Origin of the sequence: Roseibium sp. SCP15, from assembly GCF_040329435.1 — a bacterium.
In the GTDB taxonomy this organism is placed as follows: domain Bacteria; phylum Pseudomonadota; class Alphaproteobacteria; order Rhizobiales; family Stappiaceae; genus Roseibium.
The window spans coordinates 347,355-366,094 of sequence record NZ_JBDZYI010000005.1; the positions used below are offsets into that span (position 1 = coordinate 347,355).

General features: G+C 55.3%; 14 protein-coding genes. 4 read left to right on the forward strand and 10 right to left on the reverse strand.

Annotated elements, in window-relative coordinates; genetic code table 11:
- The first annotated feature begins 23 nt into the window (after positions 1–23).
- Positions 24–1,046, forward strand: coding sequence for an alpha/beta hydrolase family protein (locus ABLO27_RS24600; protein ID WP_353036676.1), 1,023 nt, complete (start codon positions 24–26; stop codon positions 1,044–1,046).
- Between the two features lie 53 nt (positions 1,047–1,099).
- Here ABLO27_RS24600 and ABLO27_RS24605 read toward each other — a convergent pair whose 3' ends face one another.
- The 6 genes from ABLO27_RS24605 to ABLO27_RS24630 all read right to left on the reverse strand — a co-directional run bounded on the left by ABLO27_RS24605 (position 1,100) and on the right by ABLO27_RS24630 (position 8,376).
- The gene (locus ABLO27_RS24605) at positions 1,100–1,963 is read right to left on the reverse strand and encodes an RNA polymerase factor sigma-32 (RefSeq protein ID WP_353036678.1); all 864 of its coding nucleotides are present in this window, start codon (positions 1,961–1,963) and stop codon (positions 1,100–1,102) included.
- A 271-nt stretch (positions 1,964–2,234) separates the two neighbouring features.
- Positions 2,235–2,792 carry a hypothetical protein gene (locus ABLO27_RS24610; RefSeq protein WP_353036680.1) on the reverse strand — a complete coding sequence of 186 codons (558 nt, stop codon included), beginning with the start codon at positions 2,790–2,792 and terminating at the stop codon, positions 2,235–2,237.
- A 469-nt stretch (positions 2,793–3,261) separates the two neighbouring features.
- Entirely contained in the window at positions 3,262–3,852 is a 591-nt protein-coding gene (locus ABLO27_RS24615) for a CarD family transcriptional regulator (RefSeq protein WP_353036682.1), read from the reverse strand.
- 454 nt (positions 3,853–4,306) lie between these two features.
- The gene (fdxA, locus tag ABLO27_RS24620; protein WP_352947596.1) at positions 4,307–4,639 is read right to left on the reverse strand and encodes a ferredoxin FdxA; all 333 of its coding nucleotides are present in this window, start codon (positions 4,637–4,639) and stop codon (positions 4,307–4,309) included.
- A 225-nt stretch (positions 4,640–4,864) separates the two neighbouring features.
- Positions 4,865–5,266 carry an RNA-binding S4 domain-containing protein gene (locus ABLO27_RS24625; RefSeq protein WP_417714852.1) on the reverse strand — a complete coding sequence of 134 codons (402 nt, stop codon included), beginning with the start codon at positions 5,264–5,266 and terminating at the stop codon, positions 4,865–4,867.
- A complete protein-coding gene (locus tag ABLO27_RS24630; protein ID WP_353036684.1) occupies positions 5,266–8,376 on the reverse strand; it encodes a helicase-related protein in 3,111 nt (1,036 codons plus the stop codon). The genes ABLO27_RS24625 and ABLO27_RS24630 overlap by 1 nt, the downstream gene beginning before the upstream one ends.
- A gap of 799 nt (positions 8,377–9,175) precedes the next feature.
- Here ABLO27_RS24630 and pyc point away from each other — a divergent pair.
- Together pyc and ABLO27_RS24640 are read left to right on the forward strand one after the other, a co-directional pair.
- Positions 9,176–12,616 (forward strand): pyruvate carboxylase, encoded by a 3,441-nt coding sequence (gene pyc / locus ABLO27_RS24635; protein WP_353036686.1) that lies wholly within the window; start codon positions 9,176–9,178, stop codon positions 12,614–12,616.
- 190 nt (positions 12,617–12,806) lie between these two features.
- Positions 12,807–13,403 (forward strand): cytochrome P460 family protein, encoded by a 597-nt coding sequence (locus ABLO27_RS24640; RefSeq protein ID WP_353036688.1) that lies wholly within the window; start codon positions 12,807–12,809, stop codon positions 13,401–13,403.
- A gap of 101 nt (positions 13,404–13,504) precedes the next feature.
- Here ABLO27_RS24640 and ABLO27_RS24645 read toward each other — a convergent pair whose 3' ends face one another.
- On the reverse strand, positions 13,505–14,899 hold the full coding sequence (locus tag ABLO27_RS24645) for a PLP-dependent aminotransferase family protein (protein WP_353036689.1): 1,395 nt from the start codon (positions 14,897–14,899) through the stop codon (positions 13,505–13,507).
- An 80-nt stretch (positions 14,900–14,979) separates the two neighbouring features.
- On the opposite strand from ABLO27_RS24645, the gene ABLO27_RS24650 reads away from it, so the two are divergent.
- On the forward strand, positions 14,980–15,930 hold the full coding sequence (locus tag ABLO27_RS24650) for a DMT family transporter (protein WP_353036690.1): 951 nt from the start codon (positions 14,980–14,982) through the stop codon (positions 15,928–15,930).
- A 72-nt stretch (positions 15,931–16,002) separates the two neighbouring features.
- On the opposite strand, the gene ABLO27_RS24655 is transcribed toward ABLO27_RS24650, so the two are convergent.
- From ABLO27_RS24655 to ABLO27_RS24665, 3 genes are all read right to left on the reverse strand, one after another.
- Positions 16,003–17,112, reverse strand: coding sequence for a calcium:proton antiporter (locus ABLO27_RS24655; RefSeq protein ID WP_353036692.1), 1,110 nt, complete (start codon positions 17,110–17,112; stop codon positions 16,003–16,005).
- 157 nt (positions 17,113–17,269) lie between these two features.
- Positions 17,270–18,025 (reverse strand): glutamine amidotransferase, encoded by a 756-nt coding sequence (locus ABLO27_RS24660; protein ID WP_353036694.1) that lies wholly within the window; start codon positions 18,023–18,025, stop codon positions 17,270–17,272.
- An 88-nt stretch (positions 18,026–18,113) separates the two neighbouring features.
- Positions 18,114–18,590 carry a TerB family tellurite resistance protein gene (locus tag ABLO27_RS24665; protein WP_353036696.1) on the reverse strand — a complete coding sequence of 159 codons (477 nt, stop codon included), beginning with the start codon at positions 18,588–18,590 and terminating at the stop codon, positions 18,114–18,116.
- Positions 18,591–18,740 lie beyond the last annotated feature (150 nt).

Genomic DNA, 18,740 nt, shown 5'->3' on the forward strand with positions numbered 1-18,740 from the left:
GAAACAGAAATGGATCCGGAACAATGAAGTCTCTCATTATTGCATTTTCCCTTCTGCCTGTTGCTTCCGCACTTGCCGTCGAACCGGAGCTTGCCGGGTATGATCGGTTCGCCGTTTCCACTGCTCACCGTCCCGCCCTGCTGCAAGCATCCGTATGGTATCCGGCAGGGACCAGAACCTATGCCGGCTATATCGGCAAAGGACCGGTGTTCAAGGGAACGAAGGCGCTCGTCGGCGCCGGTATCAGGGAAGGGGACTATCCGATCGTGCTTTTCTCGCACGGGTCGGGTGGGAACATGGATGCGCTTTCCTGGTTGTCTTCCTCTCTTGCCAAGGAAGGTATCATCGTCGTCGCGGTGAACCATCCGGGATCTACCTCCGGGGACTCGTCTCCCCGCCGTTCCCTGCAACCAGCGGAACGGGCGGCTGATCTGAGCGCTGCGCTCGATCAGCTATTGAACGATGCCTATTTCTCCCGGTTTATCGACAAGGAGCGGATTGTCGCTGCAGGGTTTTCCCTTGGTGGCGCGACTGCATTGAGCCTCGGTGGCGTGACCTTCGAACCGGAAACCTATGCCGAATATTGCCAGGAGTTCGGTGAAAAGGCCCAAGATTGTGTGTTCTTTGCAAAGGGGGATGTCGATTTGACGGTTATGGCAGGTGGACTTGCTGCAAACGGCAGGGATCACCGGGTAAAGGCCGTCGTCTCCATTGACCCCGGCTTTACCTATGCGGTGCAAAGCGAAAGCGTTGAACAGATGAAGTTACCGGTGCAGCTGATCAGTTTGGGGGAGCGGAATCTTTGGGATGCTGCTGATATCGGGCCCAATGGGAGCAATCTGACCGGCAAGCTGGAGCATGCAACGCATGTCACCTTGTCGCCGGCAAACCACTTCACCTTTCTGGACGAGTGCACCGAGCAGGGGGGGGAGATTTTGAAGGAGGAAGAAGACGACCCCGTTTGCGACGACCCTGCAGGAGTGGACCGTGCAGACATCCATCGCCAGATCGCAAGGGAAATCGCAAGATTTGTGCTGAACCTGTAACAAGGATCGAACAGCAGCTTGAAGAGTGAAAGCAGGATCAGCGCAAATGCTGTTTACGTCCGGTAGACAGCTTGATCTGGCTGGACGGCCAGAAGGGCCGACTTCAGTTTTTCCATGGCGCGGCTTTCAATCTGCCTGACTCGTTCCTTGGAAATTCCAAGTTTCAGGCCAAGCGACTCAAGGGTCGCGCCTTCTTCTGTGAGCCGGCGTTCGCGGACAATCTTGAGCTCGCGTTCGCTGAGGACTTCCAGTGCTGATTTCAGCCATTTTCTGCGCCGCTCGGCATCAATGTTGCCGGTGACAATCTCATCGGGAAGCGGAGCGTCGGATACGAGGAAGTCCTGCCTGTCGGCGCTGGAGCCGTCGCTGTCGGTCACCGGAGCGTTCAACGACGTGTCCGGACCGGAGAGGCGGGCATTCATCAGGGCAACGTCAGATTGTTTCACACCGATAGCATCTGCAATTTTTTGGTGAAGCTCACTGTCGGTCAATGGCGTCTGATTGCTTGAAAGCTTGGCACGCAACCGCCGCAAGTTGAAGAACAGAGCCTTTTGGGACGACGAGGTCCCGCCGCGGACGATCGACCAGTTGCGCAGGATGTAATCTTGTATCGAAGCGCGGATCCACCAGGTCGCATAGGTTGAAAACCGCACTTCGCGAGCCGGTTCGAAGCGGGCTGCGGCTTCAAGCAGGCCGACATGCCCTTCCTGAATCAGATCGCCGAGATTCAAGCCGAAATTGCGGAAACGTGAGGCGACGGCAATAACCAGGCGCATGTGTGAAAGTGAAAGTTTTTCGAGCGCCTTTTCATCCCGGTTTTCACGCCAGCGAACCGCAAGCTCCCTTTCCTCTTCGCGCGAGAGGTAGGGCGCCTTCATAGCAGCTTGAACCAGCTGACGTTTTTCGTTCAGGGACATGTTCAACGCTCCGATAAGTTATCGGTGTATTTACGTACCAGAGCTTAGGTTAGATCAGTTATTGCTGCCGCTGGGGCATATTTTGTGCACTTCTTTGTGATTAGCGCGCGATCAGAACTCGAGGCAAATATTTCTAATTTGAAATAGTCATCGTTACGAGCCTTTTAATTGGAAGCAGCTAGTATATGGCAATGGCTCTTATTCTATATATAGTACCTTAATTGCATCAAAGTATTCACGCTTGTTTGGGAAGGTTTAATATTTTGTATGACTAAAATTTATTGGAATTGACCAATATACCCAAAACTTGAGTCGAGTGTGTCCAGCGCGAAATGGTTTTCACTTCAGCAAGTTTAAACCGGTGCCTCCGGAACGTCGTATCGAGATCTTTAGAATTCCAATGTGTTAGCCATCGATTGGTTGTTCGAACCGAAAGCGCTTCTGGAGTTTGAATATTGGCCACGCAGTAAGAAAATACAACTTTCCGTGACTGCTTTGCCAGTTTCTCAAAAACAAAATTGATATCGGGTATGTATTCAAGGACTCCCAAAATAAGGGTTGTATCAAAGTTGCCGGTTGGAAATTCCCTTTTGTTCAGGTCAGCAATGATTGTGTCCTCTGTTCGAGCGACCACGTCGCAAGGAACGTAATTGCATGACGTATCCAAAAACTGTTTGGGAAGTTGGTAACCGCAACCAAGGTCTAAAACCTGTTCGCCTGGTTTTACATACGAAACGGCCATTTCTGCTCGAGGGAGCCACTCATTGGTCTTCAACAGCTTATCAGTTTCCCAGTTCCGGAAATTGTCTTCAATGGTCAATGCCTGCATAGTCACCTCTGGATAGTAGCGGTGTGTATTACTACCCAGATTAGAATTGGATTCAGATACAGGACTGCAGGATTACCTGGTTCAACAGTAACATTATTGGGGAAAATGCAATTGTAAGTAGATTGAACTAAGTTCCTAAACGTAACTTTTAGTGGAAAGAAATGCTGGAATTCGAAAGTGGAAATTTTATGAGGTACAATCTTGTCGGGAGGTGTGGATTGAAGACGGACAAGGATGTATTGCTGATAATTTTAAAGAATTTGGCAAAAAAGAGAAAACCCCATCGCACTGAATACAAAGATTTTGCGATGAGATTTTCTCTTTTTCAGGGTATTTGATTCGTATCACTAAGATGGAACTTGCGAACGGTGACTCGCGGCCACTCTTGAAGTGTCAAAGACTTCGACAATACCAAAAAGGGCTCGAATTGCTCCGAGCCCTTTTGAATGAATATTAGGGTGCAGGAAGATTAAGCAGCTTCTTCCTTGTCCTCATCATCGTCGGCATCAGCATCGGCTTCCGCTGCGGCCTTTAACCGGCTCGGAGCCTTGGCCAGGTTCTGTTCAATCTGCTTGACGGCTTCCGTTTCGGAACACTTGTTCACCGCAGCAATTTCGCGTGCCATGCGGTCAAGAGCAGCTTCATAAAGCTGGCGTTCGGAATAGGATTGTTCCGGCTGGCTGTCGGACCGGTAAAGGTCGCGTACAACCTCGGAAATCGCATTCAGATCGCCGGAATTTATTTTTGCTTCATATTCCTGAGCACGACGGCTCCACATTGTACGCTTGACACGCGGGCGGCCGCGGACTGTTTCCAGAGCCTTCTTGACGGCAGCCGGGTCGCCGAGCTTGCGCATTCCAACGGAAGCGATCTTGGCGACCGGGACCCGGAGGGTCATCTTGTCCTGTTCAAAAACGATAACGAGCAACTCCAAAGAGTGACCCGCAACATTCTGTTCTTCAATGGCGGTAATCTGGCCGACGCCGTGTGCCGGATAGACGATGTACTCACCAGTCTTGAAACCTTGACGCTGCGCGGTCTTTTTGGTGTTCGTTGCCATACTCGTATTCTCTCCTGCGCAGTTATTCGGCCCATTCGGGCCGGGAAGGACCGCTGTGCGGTCACCTTTTCTTATGCGACACGAACCCCGCCGAGCGATCCGATGTGGAACGCCTGTTGATATGCGGCGTGTCAGGGCTGGTCAGTCGCCAATTTCCACTTTAAAACCTAATCTCAGACAGATGAGCTGCCGGGATCTTGCGTTGTCCGGTATCGATAAGATCCGGGACACGTTTTCAAGACTCCGTTTTGGGGGTTGTTCTCATGGTTGGCGACTATCCCCCACTTGTAACATACTTTTGTGGAAAATTAAAGTACTGCTCTTTTGCAGTGCGCAAACGCCACATTCCACCTGCCTTTACTTGCACGGCAGGTGGCGAGTTTCCTGATGAAAATGCAATCACTTAATGCCTGAATGACGCTTGCGTCAGTCTGACGCAAGCACTTGAAGCGAATCAGGATGCCGGATTGGGTGAAAAGAACTTTTCGAACTTGTTTTCCTTGCCGTCAAACTCTTCAGCTTCCGGAAGCGGATCTTTCTTCTCTGTAATGTTCGGCCATTTCTCCGAATACTCGGCGTTTACCTCTATCCACTTCTCCAAACCGGGCTCAGTGTCGGGAAGAATGGCTTCGGCCGGGCACTCCGGCTCGCACACGCCGCAGTCGATGCATTCATCCGGATTGATGACGAGGAAGTTCTCGCCTTCGTAAAAACAATCAACCGGGCAGACTTCCACACAATCGGTGTATTTGCATTTGATGCAGTTGTCTGTGACGACGTAGGTCATCGTATCCTCGCTTCGTGCCAATCTGCGTGAGAACGTCGCTACGCGTCTCAAGCTTTGTCCGGCGGTTACTTACGTGCAGCGCATTCCACAGGGAGGTGCACGGTTCAATTCTCTGATCGCTGTTGGGTATCGTTTTTGTCGGATGCGCGCAAGCGCACAGGATGACGCAATCCGGCGTTACAAGAGAATGTTATTCTGTTTTTGCAGCTCTTTCAGGATTTTGCTTCAGTCGTCGCGACGGAAGGCGTCCAATTTGCGCCGGTCCCGCTTTGTTGGCCGTCCTGATCCTGCTTCACGCTGACCTGGGGGAGGCGGCGGCGCATCTTTCTTGGGGGGCGGCGGAGGAGACAGGTCCTCGTAAAGCTTCCGGGCTTCTTCGTAAGGGCCGCGTCTTGTGCCGAGCGCGACCACTTTCAGGACAAGAATTCTGCGTTCCAAACCTATGGTCAGAACGTCACCTTCCTTGACGGTCTTGCTGGCGGAGGAGATCTTGTCCTTGTTGATCCGGACATGTCCGGAGGTCGCCAGTTTCTGGGCAAGTGACCGGGACTTCGTGACCCTGGCGTACCAGAGCCACTTGTCTATGCGCAGGTTGCCGCCTGCAGATTGTGACTGCCCAGCAGAAATTACTTCTTGTCCTTGCTGTCCATATCGGCTTTCAGCGCCATGAGGGCCGCAAACGGCGAGTTCGGATCAATCGGCTTGTCCTTGGGAGCGTTACCGCGCCGGTTGCCGCCGTCGAAACCTTTCTGGCCATGCGAGTGACCGCCGCGATTTCGGTTGGGGCCACCTTTGCCACCGCCCTTGCCATGACGCTTTTCGCCCTGACCACCTTTCGGACCCGGTCCCCTGCGGTTTTCTCCGCGCCGCTGGTCATGACGTCCTCTCGGGCGACGATCGTGACGGCCTGGTCGCCAGATTTCGATGGTGACGGTTTCCATCTCGGCTTCGCCAGCAGCTTCGGTTGCCACCGCAACGGTTTCTTCTGATGCTTCTGTGGCGGCTTCTTCCTGCGCCGGAGCCGGTTCTGCAGGTGTTTCTGCGGTTTCCTGATCGGCGGCACCTTCTGAAGCTTCGCCTTCAGGCGCTTCTTCTGCAGGAGCTTCAACAGCTTCTGCTTCAGTTGTCTCTGCCGAGGTGTCGGATGCCTGTGCAGTTTCAGCTGTTTCTTGCGGAGCGTCGGTGGCTTCCGGCGTTGCCGCGGCAGTGCCATTTACCTGTTCTTCCGCTACCTGCTCTGTGGCAGGCTTGGCGGTGACCGGGCGTTGAACCTCTTTGGTTTCGACCCGGTAGCCGAGCGATTTCAGAACGGCCGAGAAATCTTCACCGGCACATCCCAACAGCGAGGTCATGGCAACGGTGACGGTAAAGCCGCCACCTTGTTCGATCGCCCCTTCCGGAGGGGAGACTTCCGCGTCCAGTGGCTTCCAGGCGATGAGCGGGCGAATGAGGTCCGCGAGACGCTCCAGAATGTCGACGCGCACGGCGCGTGGTCCGCAAACGCGGAAGCCGACCACCTTGTAAAGGGCCTTTTCGATGCTCTCATCGACCGGGATCGACGTACGGCCGGATGCGGAAAGCTGCGGCAGTTCCGCCATGCCATTCATGTCCAGGGCACCGTGCTTCAGTGCCCACAATTGTGCAAGAAGCTGGCTCGGAGCCGGTTTCAGAAGGGCCGGGACAAATATGGTATATGCACCGAAGCGAACGCCATGCTTGCGAAGACCAGCACGCATGTCCTGATCCAACTGGCGAATTTCGTCGGCTGCGTCCTGACGCTCGAGAATGCCGAGACCTTCAACGATGCGGAACGCAATGCCTCTTGCGAGGCCCTCGAGCCCCTCGCCGGACTTCAGGTCCATGAGAGGCTTCAACAGCGTGTCGATCTGTGCCTTGATCCAGAGATCCAGACGGCCCTGAACCGCATCGCGGGCTGAGCCGGTCAGATGTTCATCCGCCAGCAACAGCACGGTCGGTGTCAGCACGTCTTCTCCGGCAACCAGTTTGGCCACGGGTTCACCGCGCCAGCGAATGGCTCCATCGGAGGTAAGCACGAAATCGGCATTTTCCGATTTTCCGAGCTTTTCCGCTCTTGCTTCGATTTCGGTCGTCAGGGCTTTCTGTGCGGCAGCCCGGACAGTCTTGCCATCCGGTCCTTCTGCCGCCGCATCTGGGGCAAACCGGAAGCCAAGCAGATTTCCGATGTGCTGACCTTCAACGAGCACATCGCCGCTCGATGTAATTTCCGCTTCCAGCATTGCGTTCTCTCTCAAACGTCGCATCAATACACTTGTCCGCCGATCCACGAAGCGCTGTGTCAACCGCTCGTGAAGGGCGTCAGATAGTTTATCTTCAATGTCACGTGTCTCTCCCTGCCAGTGAGCCGGATCGGCCAGCCAGTCAGGGCGATTTGCGACATAGGTCCAGGTCCGGATATGTGCAATCCGGTTTGCGAGTGTGTCGATATCACCATCTGTGCGGTCTGCGAAGGCCAATTGACGCGTGAACCAGTCATCCGCGATGTAATTGTCCTGTATCAGATGTGTATAGATGGTGTTCAACAACTCTGCGTGGTTTGCCGGGGCGATCTTACGATAGTCAGGGATCTGACACACGTCCCATAACAATTCGACTGATTTTGCCCCCTTTGCCATTTCAGATATTGCGCTATCGCGCAATAAATGTTCAAGCGCGGTGATGTCGTCCCCAGTGGGTGCCCTAGCGAGACCCTCTTCTTTCGGCACCGTGTCGAGGCTGCGCCGCAAAGCGCCGGTGGATGAAAAATCCAGCGAACTGTTGCGCCATTGCAGCACTTTCAGGCCGTCAAAGTGGTGACTTTCTATCTGTTCGACCAGATCATCGTCCAGCGGATCGACCCTTCCGGTCACGCCGAAGGTGCCGTCTTTGGTGTGCCGGCCTGCACGTCCGGCGATCTGCCCCATCTCTGCCGGGGTCAGCTGACGGTATTGATAGCCGTCGAATTTCCGGTTGCCGGCAAAGGCAATGTGATGAACGTCGAGGTTAAGTCCCATGCCGATGGCATCGGTTGCAACCAGGTGGTCCACATCGCCGTTCTGGAACAGTTCGACCTGGGCATTGCGGGTGCGCGGACTGAGCGAGCCGAGCACCACGGCGGCGCCGCCGCGCTGGCGCCGGATCAGTTCCGCGATGGAATAGACTTCATCTGCGGAGAACGCGACCACCGCGGACCGTGCCGGCAAGCGGGACACCTTCTTCGATCCCGCATATTCCAGGATCGACATGCGCGGCCGGGTGACCACATTGAGCCCGGGAATGAGCTTTTCCAGAAGCGGACGAACAGTCGCGGCGCCCAGAAGCAGTGTTTCCGATCTGCCGCGCAGGTTCAGAATGCGGTCCGTAAACACGTGACCGCGATCCAGGTTCCCGGCGAGCTGTACCTCATCAATCGCAACGAACTCGGTGTTCAGATCCAGAGGCATCGCTTCGACGGTTGAAACCCAGAAACGGGGATTGTCCGGAATGATTTTCTCTTCGCCGGTGATCAAGGCGACGGCTTCAGGTCCTGCGCGGTCAGCAACACGCCCGTAGACCTCGCGGGCAAGAAGGCGCAAAGGCAGGCCGATCAGCCCTGAAGGCTGAGCCAGCATGCGTTCGATCGCGAGATGGGTCTTACCGGTATTCGTCGGTCCGAGGACTGCCGTCACAGTGCGGGACCGGGCTGACGGAGGCAGCGGCAGGGTCTGAGGGCGGGACATGGAATTGGTTGTGGTCGGCTTTCTTTCGGCTCTGCGCCTATATCTAGTGTCGCGTGTCTAGCATACCAGGACTGGCTGTGTCGCTAATTCTTTTGGGGTGAAGTGCTGGAAATTGCGAAGAAAAATTTCCTGTGGAGAACGACTCTGGAACAAACCAAAACCGAATCGCTGACTCTCGTTGATTCAGGATTTGTTCCCTACAACATGTGGTGTTTGGTCGCGAAGCTGGTGCGAAATCGTGAATCTGGTCAATGGTTTGATTCAGTTGGCCGGGAGTGATGTGAATTGCGGCGAAACTCTGTCAATGATTAATTTTTGAAAAAGCGTTCGGATTTCTGAACTCCGGGAATGGTTAACGATTGGACACATGGAGAACGAATCCCGGACGAATCGCTGATTTGAAAGTGTTTCAGCTTTGTTCTTACAATATCTAGTAGGTGTGGCGGTTCTGGAATCTAAGCAGCCGTGTTCCGATTTCTGATTGCGGATCTTCGTCGTTGTGCGCGTTAATCAGATTGTTTCAATTCGGTGCAAAGCGTGAGAAACGTGTTTTTTGACCGCTCTCAAGTCTGAATTTTGCCAATATTTGCTGCACTGCAAATTTTTTCGAACCGAAGTCTTTGACAGGAAAAACGGTGAATTAGCGTTTTTTTTCCAAGAGTTACCGGTGCAGGCGCAAAATATTTTTCCTGGTAAAAAAAAGGACATCATTTCTGCCCCTTTTCAAGCGCCTCCGACCAAAGTAGAAATCTTGCCAAAATCAGCTCCGCTTTTGCGTAAAATTAGGAGGAGAGGGCGTTTGGCGATAACAAAAATTCTCGTTGCAAACAGGTCCGAAATCGCGATCCGGGTTTTCCGGGCAGCTAACGAGCTCGGTCTGAAGACCGTGGCCATCTATGCAGAGCAAGACAAACTGGCGCTGCATCGCTTCAAAGCGGATGAGGCCTACCAGGTCGGAAAGGGCCTTGGTCCGATCGAGGCTTATCTGTCCATTGACGAGATTATCCGTGTTGCCAAACATGCCGGCGCGGACGCCATTCATCCGGGCTATGGGCTCCTGTCGGAAAGTCCGGAATTCGTTGACGCCTGTGAAGAGGCCGGCATCACCTTTATCGGTCCAAAATCGGAAACCATGCGCCGCCTGGGCAACAAGGTAGCTGCGCGTAATCTGGCGATCGAAGCAGGTGTGCCGGTCATGCCGGCGACCGACCCGCTGCCTGACGACATTGAAGAGATCAAGCGTCAGGCGCTGGAGATCGGCTATCCGGTTATGCTGAAAGCCTCGTGGGGCGGCGGCGGGCGCGGCATGCGCGTGATCCCGGATGAGGCAACGCTGGAAAAGGAAGTTCTGGCGGCCAAGCGTGAAGCCAAGGCAGCTTTCGGCAAGGACGAAATCTACCTTGAGAAACTGGTTCAGCGTGCGCGTCACGTGGAGGTTCAGATCCTCGGGGATGGCGAAAGCGTCGTCCATCTTTATGAGCGTGACTGTTCGATCCAGCGCCGTCACCAGAAAGTCGTTGAGCGCGCGCCGGCACCGTATCTGGACGAAGCCAAGCGCTCCGAACTTTGCGAATACGGTCTCAAGATCGGCAAAGCGGTCGATTATAGAGGCGCAGGAACCGTCGAATTCCTGATGGATGCCGATACCGGAGCCATCTACTTCATTGAAGTCAATCCGCGCGTTCAGGTGGAGCATACGGTGACCGAAGAGGTCACCGGCATCGATATCGTGCAGGCGCAGATCCATATCGCGGATGGTGCCAAAATCGGAACGCCGGAAAGCGGTGTGCCGGCTCAGCAGGATATCCGGCTTAACGGCCACGCCCTGCAGTGCCGTATCACCACCGAGGATCCGGAGCAGAACTTCATTCCGGACTATGGCCGCATCACCGCGTATCGCGGCGCGACCGGCTTCGGCATCCGTCTGGATGGTGGCACGGCTTACTCCGGCGCGGTTATCACCCGCTTCTACGATCCGCTTCTGGAAAAGGTCACGGCCTGGGCGCCGACCGCGGAAGATGCGCGCAAGCGCATGGATCGCGCCTTGCGTGAATTCCGTATACGCGGTGTCGCGACCAACCTGGTGTTCCTGGAAAACATCATCGACCATGCGGATTTCCGGGCAAACAAGTACACGACCCGCTTCATTGACGACACGCCGGCCCTGTTCGAGCAGACCAAGCGCCAGGATCGTGCCACCAAGCTTCTGACCTACATTGCGGATGTCTCGGTCAACGGTCACCCGGAAACCAAAAGCCGGGCGCGCCCGCCGAAGGATGTTGCCGCACCGGTTGTTCCGGATTTCGGCGACGACAAACCGGCCGGTACCCGACAGTTGCTGGACGATTTGGGTCCGAAGGGTTTTGCCGACTGGATGAAGGCGCAAAAGCGGGCGCTGGTCACTGATACGACCATGCGCGATGCTCACCAGTCTCTGCTGGCAACACGCATGCGTACCCATGATATCGTCAACATCGCGGATGCTTATTCCGCAGGTCTGCCGTCGCTGTTTTCGCTGGAATGCTGGGGCGGTGCGACCTTTGACGTGGCGATGCGCTTCTTGACGGAAAGCCCGTGGGAGCGCTTGCACCACATCCGGGAAAAGGCGCCGAACATTCTGTTGCAGATGCTGCTGCGCGGCTCCAACGGTGTCGGCTACACCAACTATCCGGACAATGTGGTCAAGTTTTTCGTCAAGCAGGCTGCCGAGAACGGCATCGACCTGTTCCGTGTCTTCGACTGTCTCAACTGGGTCGAAAACATGCGTGTTTCCATGGATGCCGTCCAGGAAGCGGGCAAGCTTTGCGAGGGCGTTCTCTGCTACACCGGCGACATGCTGGACAGCGCGCGGCCGAAATACGACCTGAAATATTACGTCGGTCTGGCGAAGGAGCTCGAAGCGGCCGGTGCTCATATTCTCGGTATCAAGGACATGGCCGGTCTCCTGAAGCCGGAAGCCGCGAAGGTTCTGATCAGGACACTGAAGCAGGAAACGGATCTACCGATCCATTTCCATACGCATGATACGTCCGGCATCGCAGCATCAACCATTCTGGCAGCCGTTGAGGCAGGTGCGGATGCGGTAGATGCCGCAATGGATGCTCTTTCCGGTCTGACGTCACAGCCATGTCTCGGGTCCATTGTGGAAGCACTGCGCGGCAGCGAAAGAGACACCGGTCTCGATGCGAAAACGATCCGTCAGATTTCCTTTTATTGGGAAGCTGTGCGCACCCAATACCGGGCCTTCGAAAGCGACCTGCGGTTCGGTGCCTCTGAGGTTTACCTGCACGAAATGCCGGGTGGACAGTTCACCAACCTCAAGGAACAGGCCCGTTCCCTGGGGCTTGAAACCCGCTGGCACGAGGTTGCGCAAGCCTATGCGGACGTCAACATGATGTTCGGCGACATCGTCAAGGTGACGCCGTCATCCAAGGTTGTCGGTGACATGGCGCTTATGATGGTCAGTCAGGGGCTCACGGTTGATGAGGTGGAAGACCCGGCAAAGGACGTGGCCTTCCCGGACAGTGTCGTGAAGATGTTGCACGGCGACCTTGGTCAATCTCCGGGCGGTTGGCCCGGAGCCTTGCAGAACAAGGTGCTGAAAGGCGAAACGCCGATCACGGTTCGCCCTGGTTCGCTTCTGGATGAGGCTGATCTCGATGCCGAGCGAAAGACGGCTGCGGCGGCGACCGGTCATGACATCAACGACACCGAGCTTGCTTCCTATCTGATGTACCCCAAGGTCTATACGGACTTCGACAAGGCTCAGCAGCAATATGGCCCGACATCGGTTCTGCCGACGCCGGTCTATTTCTACGGGCTTGAAGCGGGCGAGGAAATCTTCGTCGATCTGGAGCCGGGCAAGACCCTGGTTGTGCGCTGCCAGGCAATTGGCGAGACGGACGAAAAGGGTGAGAAGAAGGTGTTCTTCGAACTCAACGGCCAGCCGCGCAACGTCAAGGTTCCGGACCGCGCTCACGGAGCTACCGGTGCAGCAGCCATGCGCAAGGCGGAAGACGGCAATGCATCCCATGTTGGTGCGCCGATGCCTGGCGTCATTTCCACGGTTGCGATCGCAACAGGTCAGGAAGTGAAGGCCGGCGACGTTCTTGTGTCGATCGAAGCCATGAAAATGGAAACCGCGCTCCATGCTGAGCGTGACGGCACCGTGAAGGAGGTGCTGGTCACACCAGGCGCCCAGATCGACGCCAAAGACCTTCTGGTCGTCTTCGAGAGCTGATCGAGCAAAGGTGAGCGGATTGCACGTTGACGCGATCCGCTCGCTAAATACCTGAATTCATTCCAATAAACTTTACTGATCACGCAAATTCACATGCCGTCACCCGTCATGTGAATTGAACGCGAGCCTGCTTCACACGGATGCTTTTCCCGTCCTGTCTCTTTTGAGGCGGTAGCTATGGGAGAGAACGATGAGGAAGCTACCTGTTTGGCTGGGCGCCGCCGCTGCGTCCCTGTTTCTATCAGCATCCGCGCATGCGGCCTGCGAGGCGCAAAAGCCGGGCGACGAACTCACCGGCGCTGAGGCCGAGGCGGTTTACGATTGCCTGAAGGCGGACTTGCAGGCGGGGTATCAGAAGGGACCGAAACGCTGGATACCCGAAGATTTCGTCAAGGACTATCCGGGCTGGACAAAGGTGAGCGCCTTTCCGGCAGCTCCCGGTTTTCACGGTGGTCGGTTTCTGGTCACTTACGTCAATTCCATCGGAGCCGACGAATATCTGAAGTACAAGCCGGAGAATGTGAACATTCCGGCTGGCACCAGGATCGCCAAGGAATCCTTTGCCGTGAACGACGATGGCAAGGCAAGCCCGGGGCCTCTGTTCCTCATGGAAAAAGTGGAAGCCGGCAAGTCCCCCGAGACCGACGATTGGTACTACATGATGGTTGCGCCCAATGGCACGCCCCAGGCCGTCAACGTGCTCGTTGCCTGCAGCGAATGTCACCAGGGCAATTTCGGGGAGCAAGGCGGTTTGGGTTATCCGGTTGAGGATGCCCGGATCAAATAGCTTCACCGGCGATATGTTGGCGAACAACACACGTGTTTCGCTGTTCTCGCTGATCCTGTGATGCAGCAATTATTGAAAGACGATCTGGCACAGGAGCTTGATCAGATTTCCATCACGGACGTGCTCGGCGCCTGATGATGCAGGCTTGCCAGAACCTGCAGGCCCTTCGTCAGGCGAAGTTCACTGACCTCGTGGCTCAGACAGATGCGAACAGCCTCCGGCGCGGTTTCAGAGGGGGCTGCAAAACTACGGCCTTCGGTTACCAAAACGCCGTGTTTGGCACATTGTGCCCGGAACGAATCCGCTCTCCAATCAGCGGGCAGCCTGATCCACATGTGCAGGCCATTGGGATCGGAAGTGTAGTCCACGTTCTTCAAAACCGTTCTGGCAAGTGTTTGCCGGTGAGCAGCAGCATCTCTCTGCTGTTTGGCCAGTTTGAAAGCCGTTCCGTCATTAATCACCCTGGTCGCGATTTCCAGTGTCATCGGCGGGGTCATCCAGACACTCAGGTTGATCGCGTGCCGAAGGGCGGGAACCAGTCTGGAGGGGGCGTACAGAAACCCAACTCGCAAGCCCGGAGCAACAGATTTTGACAGGCTGGTCACATAGATCGTGTGATCGGGCGCAAACGTCGCAACGGGCGGTGGCCGATCTATCTTGAGTGGCCCGAACACGTCGTCTTCGATCAAAACCACATTGTATTGCTGCGCAAGAGCTGCAAGAGCCATTCGGCGTTGGGCTGAAAGGGTCAGCGTCGTTGGAGCCTGAAGCGTGGGGGTCAGGTAAAATGCCTTCGGCTTTGCCCGTTTGCAGAGCTCCTCGAAGGCCTCCGGAATGATGCCGCACTCGTCCATTTCAACGACTGCAGTGTTCAGTCCCTGACGTTCGGCGATAGCGCGCACGGGTGTGTAGGTGAGAGCCTCCGTCAGCAGCAGATCTCCCGCATTCAACACCGACATAAGCGAACAAAGAAGGCCGTGCTGACCGCCCATCGTCATGACGATCTGATCCGTGGCAGCGTCAATCCCGCAATTTGAAAGCCAGATCCTGGCAGCCTCGTTGTGGTGAGCCAGGTCGTTGTCGGTCTGGTAGTCAAGGAGTGTTGGAAGTCTGGCATCTGCCGCAATTTTCTTGAGGATGCGGCGTATGTGCGGCTCGGAAAACCCTGGCAGCGGAAGATTGCGGGACAGGTCAATCGGTCCGTTTTCCTGACGGAGCAAACTGCCTTGCTCGCCATTTTCGAGAATGGCGCCGGGAGCGCGGACAAAGGTGCCGCGTCCGACTTCTCCTCGAAGCAGCGCCCGCCTGGTGGCTTCCGCGTAGGCCCGGCTGGTCGTGTTCGCCGAAATTCCAAGCTGATAGGCCATCTCCCGGTGCGGCAGGAGCTTCGCATTTGGTAACAAATGCCCGGAAGCGATGTCCTCAGCCATTGCGTCCACGATTTGAAGATATTTGGGACCGCGGCGCCCCTTGAGGTCTGGAATCCAAATTGCCATCAGATCAATGTTTTGATTGCACTTAAAAAATATTCTTATCAATTTTAGATGCAGTCAACTCAATTTAACGAGCGTGTCCGATGGTTCCCTCATCTCAGTCAGTCGGAAAGGGCGTGCTGCTCGCCCTGGTCTGTCTTTTGTTTCTCGGTGTGATGCCGGTCATTTCAAACCTTAGGCCTGCGGAGGTCGGAGCTTTGTCCTTCGCGTTTGCACTCTCGGTCTGGCAGTTGGTTTTTGCCGTCCCGGTCTTTTGGATAGAATTGCGGGCAGGCGGGAAGGGGATTTTCGGATCGGGTATTTCCCGTCGTGAGAAAGTGCGCCTGCCGGTTGTGGCACTCTTCACCGGCGCTTTGTTTGGCATGTCGACCTACCTTTATGTTCTGGGGGTTGAGAAAGCCGGAGCCGCCAATGCCGCCATCGCCATTCAGGCTTATCCGCTTTTCGCTATTCTCTGGGAGAGCCTGTTTCTGAAACGGTCAAAATCGGCTGTCGAGCTGACCCTTACGGCGGTTCTGATCGGGACGCTGTTTTATCTCGGAACAGGTGGCACGTTCCTTTTGTCGGGCCTGTCTCCCTGGTTTCTTGTCAGTTTGTGCGTGCCACTGCTCTGGAGCATTGCGCACGTCATTATAAAGGAAGAGCTTGGTCGCACGCCCATTACGCCTGTTCAGGTGACATTCTTCAGGGTGGCGATCTCTACAATGTTCCTTTTCGTGCTGCTTTCAATTGTGTCGCCTGCGGAAATTCTGGGTTCTGGCAGTGCGATTTTTCAGGTCACATCAGCAGTCATGGGGCTGGTCTACTTCCTGGAGTTGATCGTCTGGTTTTATGCCGTTCGGCATATCGACGTGTCGCTCGCCAGTTCCATCACCACACCGTGGCCTGCGCTGACCATGGTGTTGGCTGTCATGTTCCTGGGGAACAGCATCGAGCTGTATCAGGTCGTCGCACTCGTTATCGTGGTTGCCTGCATCTACGGACTGACGCTGGCCGGCCTCAGGAAAGTCGGCCCGAGGGAGAAAATCGCGTGACACAGCGTTGCGAATGTTCAGTGCGTTCAACGCCGCGACCTGCCTAATCTCTGGTGGGAAGTGCAGTAACACTCAAACGAAAACAGTCAGCAAGAATGCTGCGAACAGGGTCAGGTGGATCAGGCCTTGAAGAATGTTGGTTCGGCCGGTCGAAGCGTTGATCAAGGAAATCAGCAAGGTCAGACTGAGAAGAAGAATGCCGACATCGTCGAGACCGAGCTTAACTGCGTTTCCGGTCATCAGCGAAGCAATGGTTACGCCTGGGACCGTCAGTCCGATTGTTGCAAGTGTGGCGCCGAGGATGATGTTGTCTGAGCGTTGCATCCTGTTTTCTCCTGCAGCCTTGATTGCGCTCATGACTTCGGGTGATAGCACAAGGACAGCTATCAACAGTCCGCCCATGGCAACTGGCGCCCCCATCTGATTGACGCCGTGATCGATCAGCACTGCGAATTTCTTGGCCAGTAAAACAACGGACAGCATTGTCAGGAGCAGGAGGGCGACGTGATAAGGCTTCGGCCGGAGGATAAGGCCGTGATGGCCATGGTCAACGGCATCATCTCCCTCGGTTTCCGCAAACTTGAAATAGCCCTGATGACGCATGGTCTGAATGCCCAGAAACGTTCCATAAAGAACAATCGTTGCGGCGATCAGGAACCAAGGTGGGACAGGCATGAGTTTCGGCAAAATCAGTGTCAGGCCGGACAGTGCGGTGATGACTGCAAGGAAGGACGTGTTGCCCTGAATGTTGAAGTACTGCTCACGGTGTGTGAGGCCACCAATCAACAATGCCAGGCCGACCAGACCGTTCAGTTGGATCATGACAACCGAGAACATTGTGTCGCGAGCAACGGTCGGGGCACCGCTGCCGGAAAAAGCGACGGCAACGATCATGACGACCTCCATCCCGGTCACGGCGACCGTCAGCAGTAGAGTGCCGTATGGCTCCCCCAGCATGATAGCCAGACAGTCCGCGTGTCTGGTGACCCCGAAGGCGGCCCAAAGGATGGCGGCGCTCAGTCCGAGAAAGAGGATAAGAAACCAGATCGGGTTGGAAAGGTCGTCCAGCCAGTTGCTGCCCACCGTAAACATCAGCAAGACCGTGAAAAGTCCGACCCAGCAGGCCATCTCCGAGCGGAGAAAGGTGAGGGGCTTCGTTTGGAATCTGGTATCAATGTTCATGATCTCCTCCTCACGATAAAATTCGCAGGTTCAGTGTGGAGGCTTGAGACCAGAATACTTCAGTTCGTTCTAATTGCTAAATCAACGTTCTTCGGAAACGGGCGTTTGAGTAGAGTTCAGACTTCTGCAGCCAGGCAATCAAACCGATACAGTTGTGTCACTCCGCCGCCTTCAGCTGGCAATATTCAACTGGTGACGCAGCGGTGCCGATCCAGATGTCCAGGAACCGGTCTAGCCACTTCCTGACGTCGGGATCGTAGACGAACCGTCCTGCAAAATGATCGCGGCGGTTCTGGGCGCCGGGAAGTTCCATGCGCGGTGCGCCTTTTGTGGTCCAGCGAACCATCATCTGGTGGGTGAGTTCCGGGTGGAACTGAATGCCGTACGCCGCCTGTCCAACGCGAATGGCCTGGTTCGGATAGGTGGGGCCTCCGGCCAGAAGTTCCGCGCCCCTCGGCAGGTCAAACCCTTCCCGGTGCCACTGATAGACCTTTTTCGGCCAGCTCATCAGAGCCTTGCCGGCATCGGTCGGCTGCAGCGGGTAGTAGCCGATTTCAACCAGGCTGTCGCGGTGGCCGGAGACAGAGCCGCCGAGATGTTTGACCATCATCTGGGCGCCGAGACAGATGCCCAGGAACGGCTTTTCCTCCGCCAGCGGAACCTTGATCCAGTCAATTTCCTTGTGCACGAAGGCGTCCGGGTCATTGGCGCTCATCGGGCCGCCGAAAATGACGGCGCCGGCATGGTGTTCAAGAGTATCGGGAAGCGAGTCACCGAAGCGGGGCTTGCGGATGTCCAGCGCAAATCCGCGTTTGACCAGTTCCAGGCCGACGCGACCGGGAGAAGAGGTCTCCTGATGAAGAATGATCAGTATTTTGGGGCGGTTACTGCCAGGTTCGAACGGAAGTCTCATAGGAATAATATGAGGGACGGCCGTCAAAAAATCGACCCCTGACAGAAGGCGTCACCAGAAAGCGCTCAAGACCGCCGTTTGACCGGACTCAGTCTTCGCCCTCTCCTTCAGGTGCGGACTGGGCAACCTTGTGGCGAAGGGTCATCCGGTCCCGGGTGGAAACGCCCAGCAGTTCGGCGACCCGCCAGATGGTGTTGTCCTCGAATTCATGGACGTGGCCGTCGGCATAAACGATTTCCCACATCATCTCGACGATGGCGAGGCGCTCGTTTTCGTCCGTCGTACGTTTCAGAACCGAAGTAAAGCCATAAAGGTCAACCGCTTCCTCGTCTCGCTGCTTGGCCGCGGAGATGAGTTCGGTGGTCTCCTGATCCGTCAGTTCGTAATGCTTCTTCAGAATCTGGCGAAGCTTTTCGCTTTCACTGTCTTCAATGATGCCGTCGATATCGATCAGATGAAACAAAAGGGCGGCTGCAGCCAGTCGCTTGTCATCTTCGGCGAAGGTCTTCTTGCCACTGTCGCCAAAAGTAATTTCACGAACAAAGCTCTTAAGTGCATTCAGCATTTTCGACGTTCCCATGGTCCGGCCTTCATGACCGATTTCTATTGCTATACCAATCTACCCTTAGCATCAAAGCGTTGATGTCCCTTTTAAGACTTTGATATGAGTAGTTAAACTTACATTTCCAAGTCAAGTTTTTGAATCATTCTAAAC

Bases quoted from the DNA above. Each gene is read 5' to 3' on its own strand.
- ABLO27_RS24655 (WP_353036692.1), bottom strand. From the start codon at position 17,112: ATGAACATTGATACCAGATTCCAAACGAAGCCCCTCACCTTTCTCCGC.
- ABLO27_RS24650 (WP_353036690.1), top strand. From the start codon at position 14,980: ATGGTTCCCTCATCTCAGTCAGTCGGAAAGGGCGTGCTGCTCGCCCTG.
- fdxA (WP_352947596.1), bottom strand. From the start codon at position 4,639: ATGACCTACGTCGTCACAGACAACTGCATCAAATGCAAATACACCGAT.
- ABLO27_RS24640 (WP_353036688.1), top strand. From the start codon at position 12,807: ATGAGGAAGCTACCTGTTTGGCTGGGCGCCGCCGCTGCGTCCCTGTTT.
- ABLO27_RS24600 (WP_353036676.1), top strand. From the start codon at position 24: ATGAAGTCTCTCATTATTGCATTTTCCCTTCTGCCTGTTGCTTCCGCA.
- ABLO27_RS24610 (WP_353036680.1), bottom strand. From the start codon at position 2,792: ATGCAGGCATTGACCATTGAAGACAATTTCCGGAACTGGGAAACTGAT.
- ABLO27_RS24615 (WP_353036682.1), bottom strand. From the start codon at position 3,852: ATGGCAACGAACACCAAAAAGACCGCGCAGCGTCAAGGTTTCAAGACT.
- ABLO27_RS24645 (WP_353036689.1), bottom strand. From the start codon at position 14,899: ATGGCAATTTGGATTCCAGACCTCAAGGGGCGCCGCGGTCCCAAATAT.
- ABLO27_RS24665 (WP_353036696.1), bottom strand. From the start codon at position 18,590: ATGCTGAATGCACTTAAGAGCTTTGTTCGTGAAATTACTTTTGGCGAC.
- ABLO27_RS24630 (WP_353036684.1), bottom strand. From the start codon at position 8,376: ATGTCCCGCCCTCAGACCCTGCCGCTGCCTCCGTCAGCCCGGTCCCGC.
- ABLO27_RS24660 (WP_353036694.1), bottom strand. From the start codon at position 18,025: ATGAGACTTCCGTTCGAACCTGGCAGTAACCGCCCCAAAATACTGATC.
- ABLO27_RS24605 (WP_353036678.1), bottom strand. From the start codon at position 1,963: ATGTCCCTGAACGAAAAACGTCAGCTGGTTCAAGCTGCTATGAAGGCG.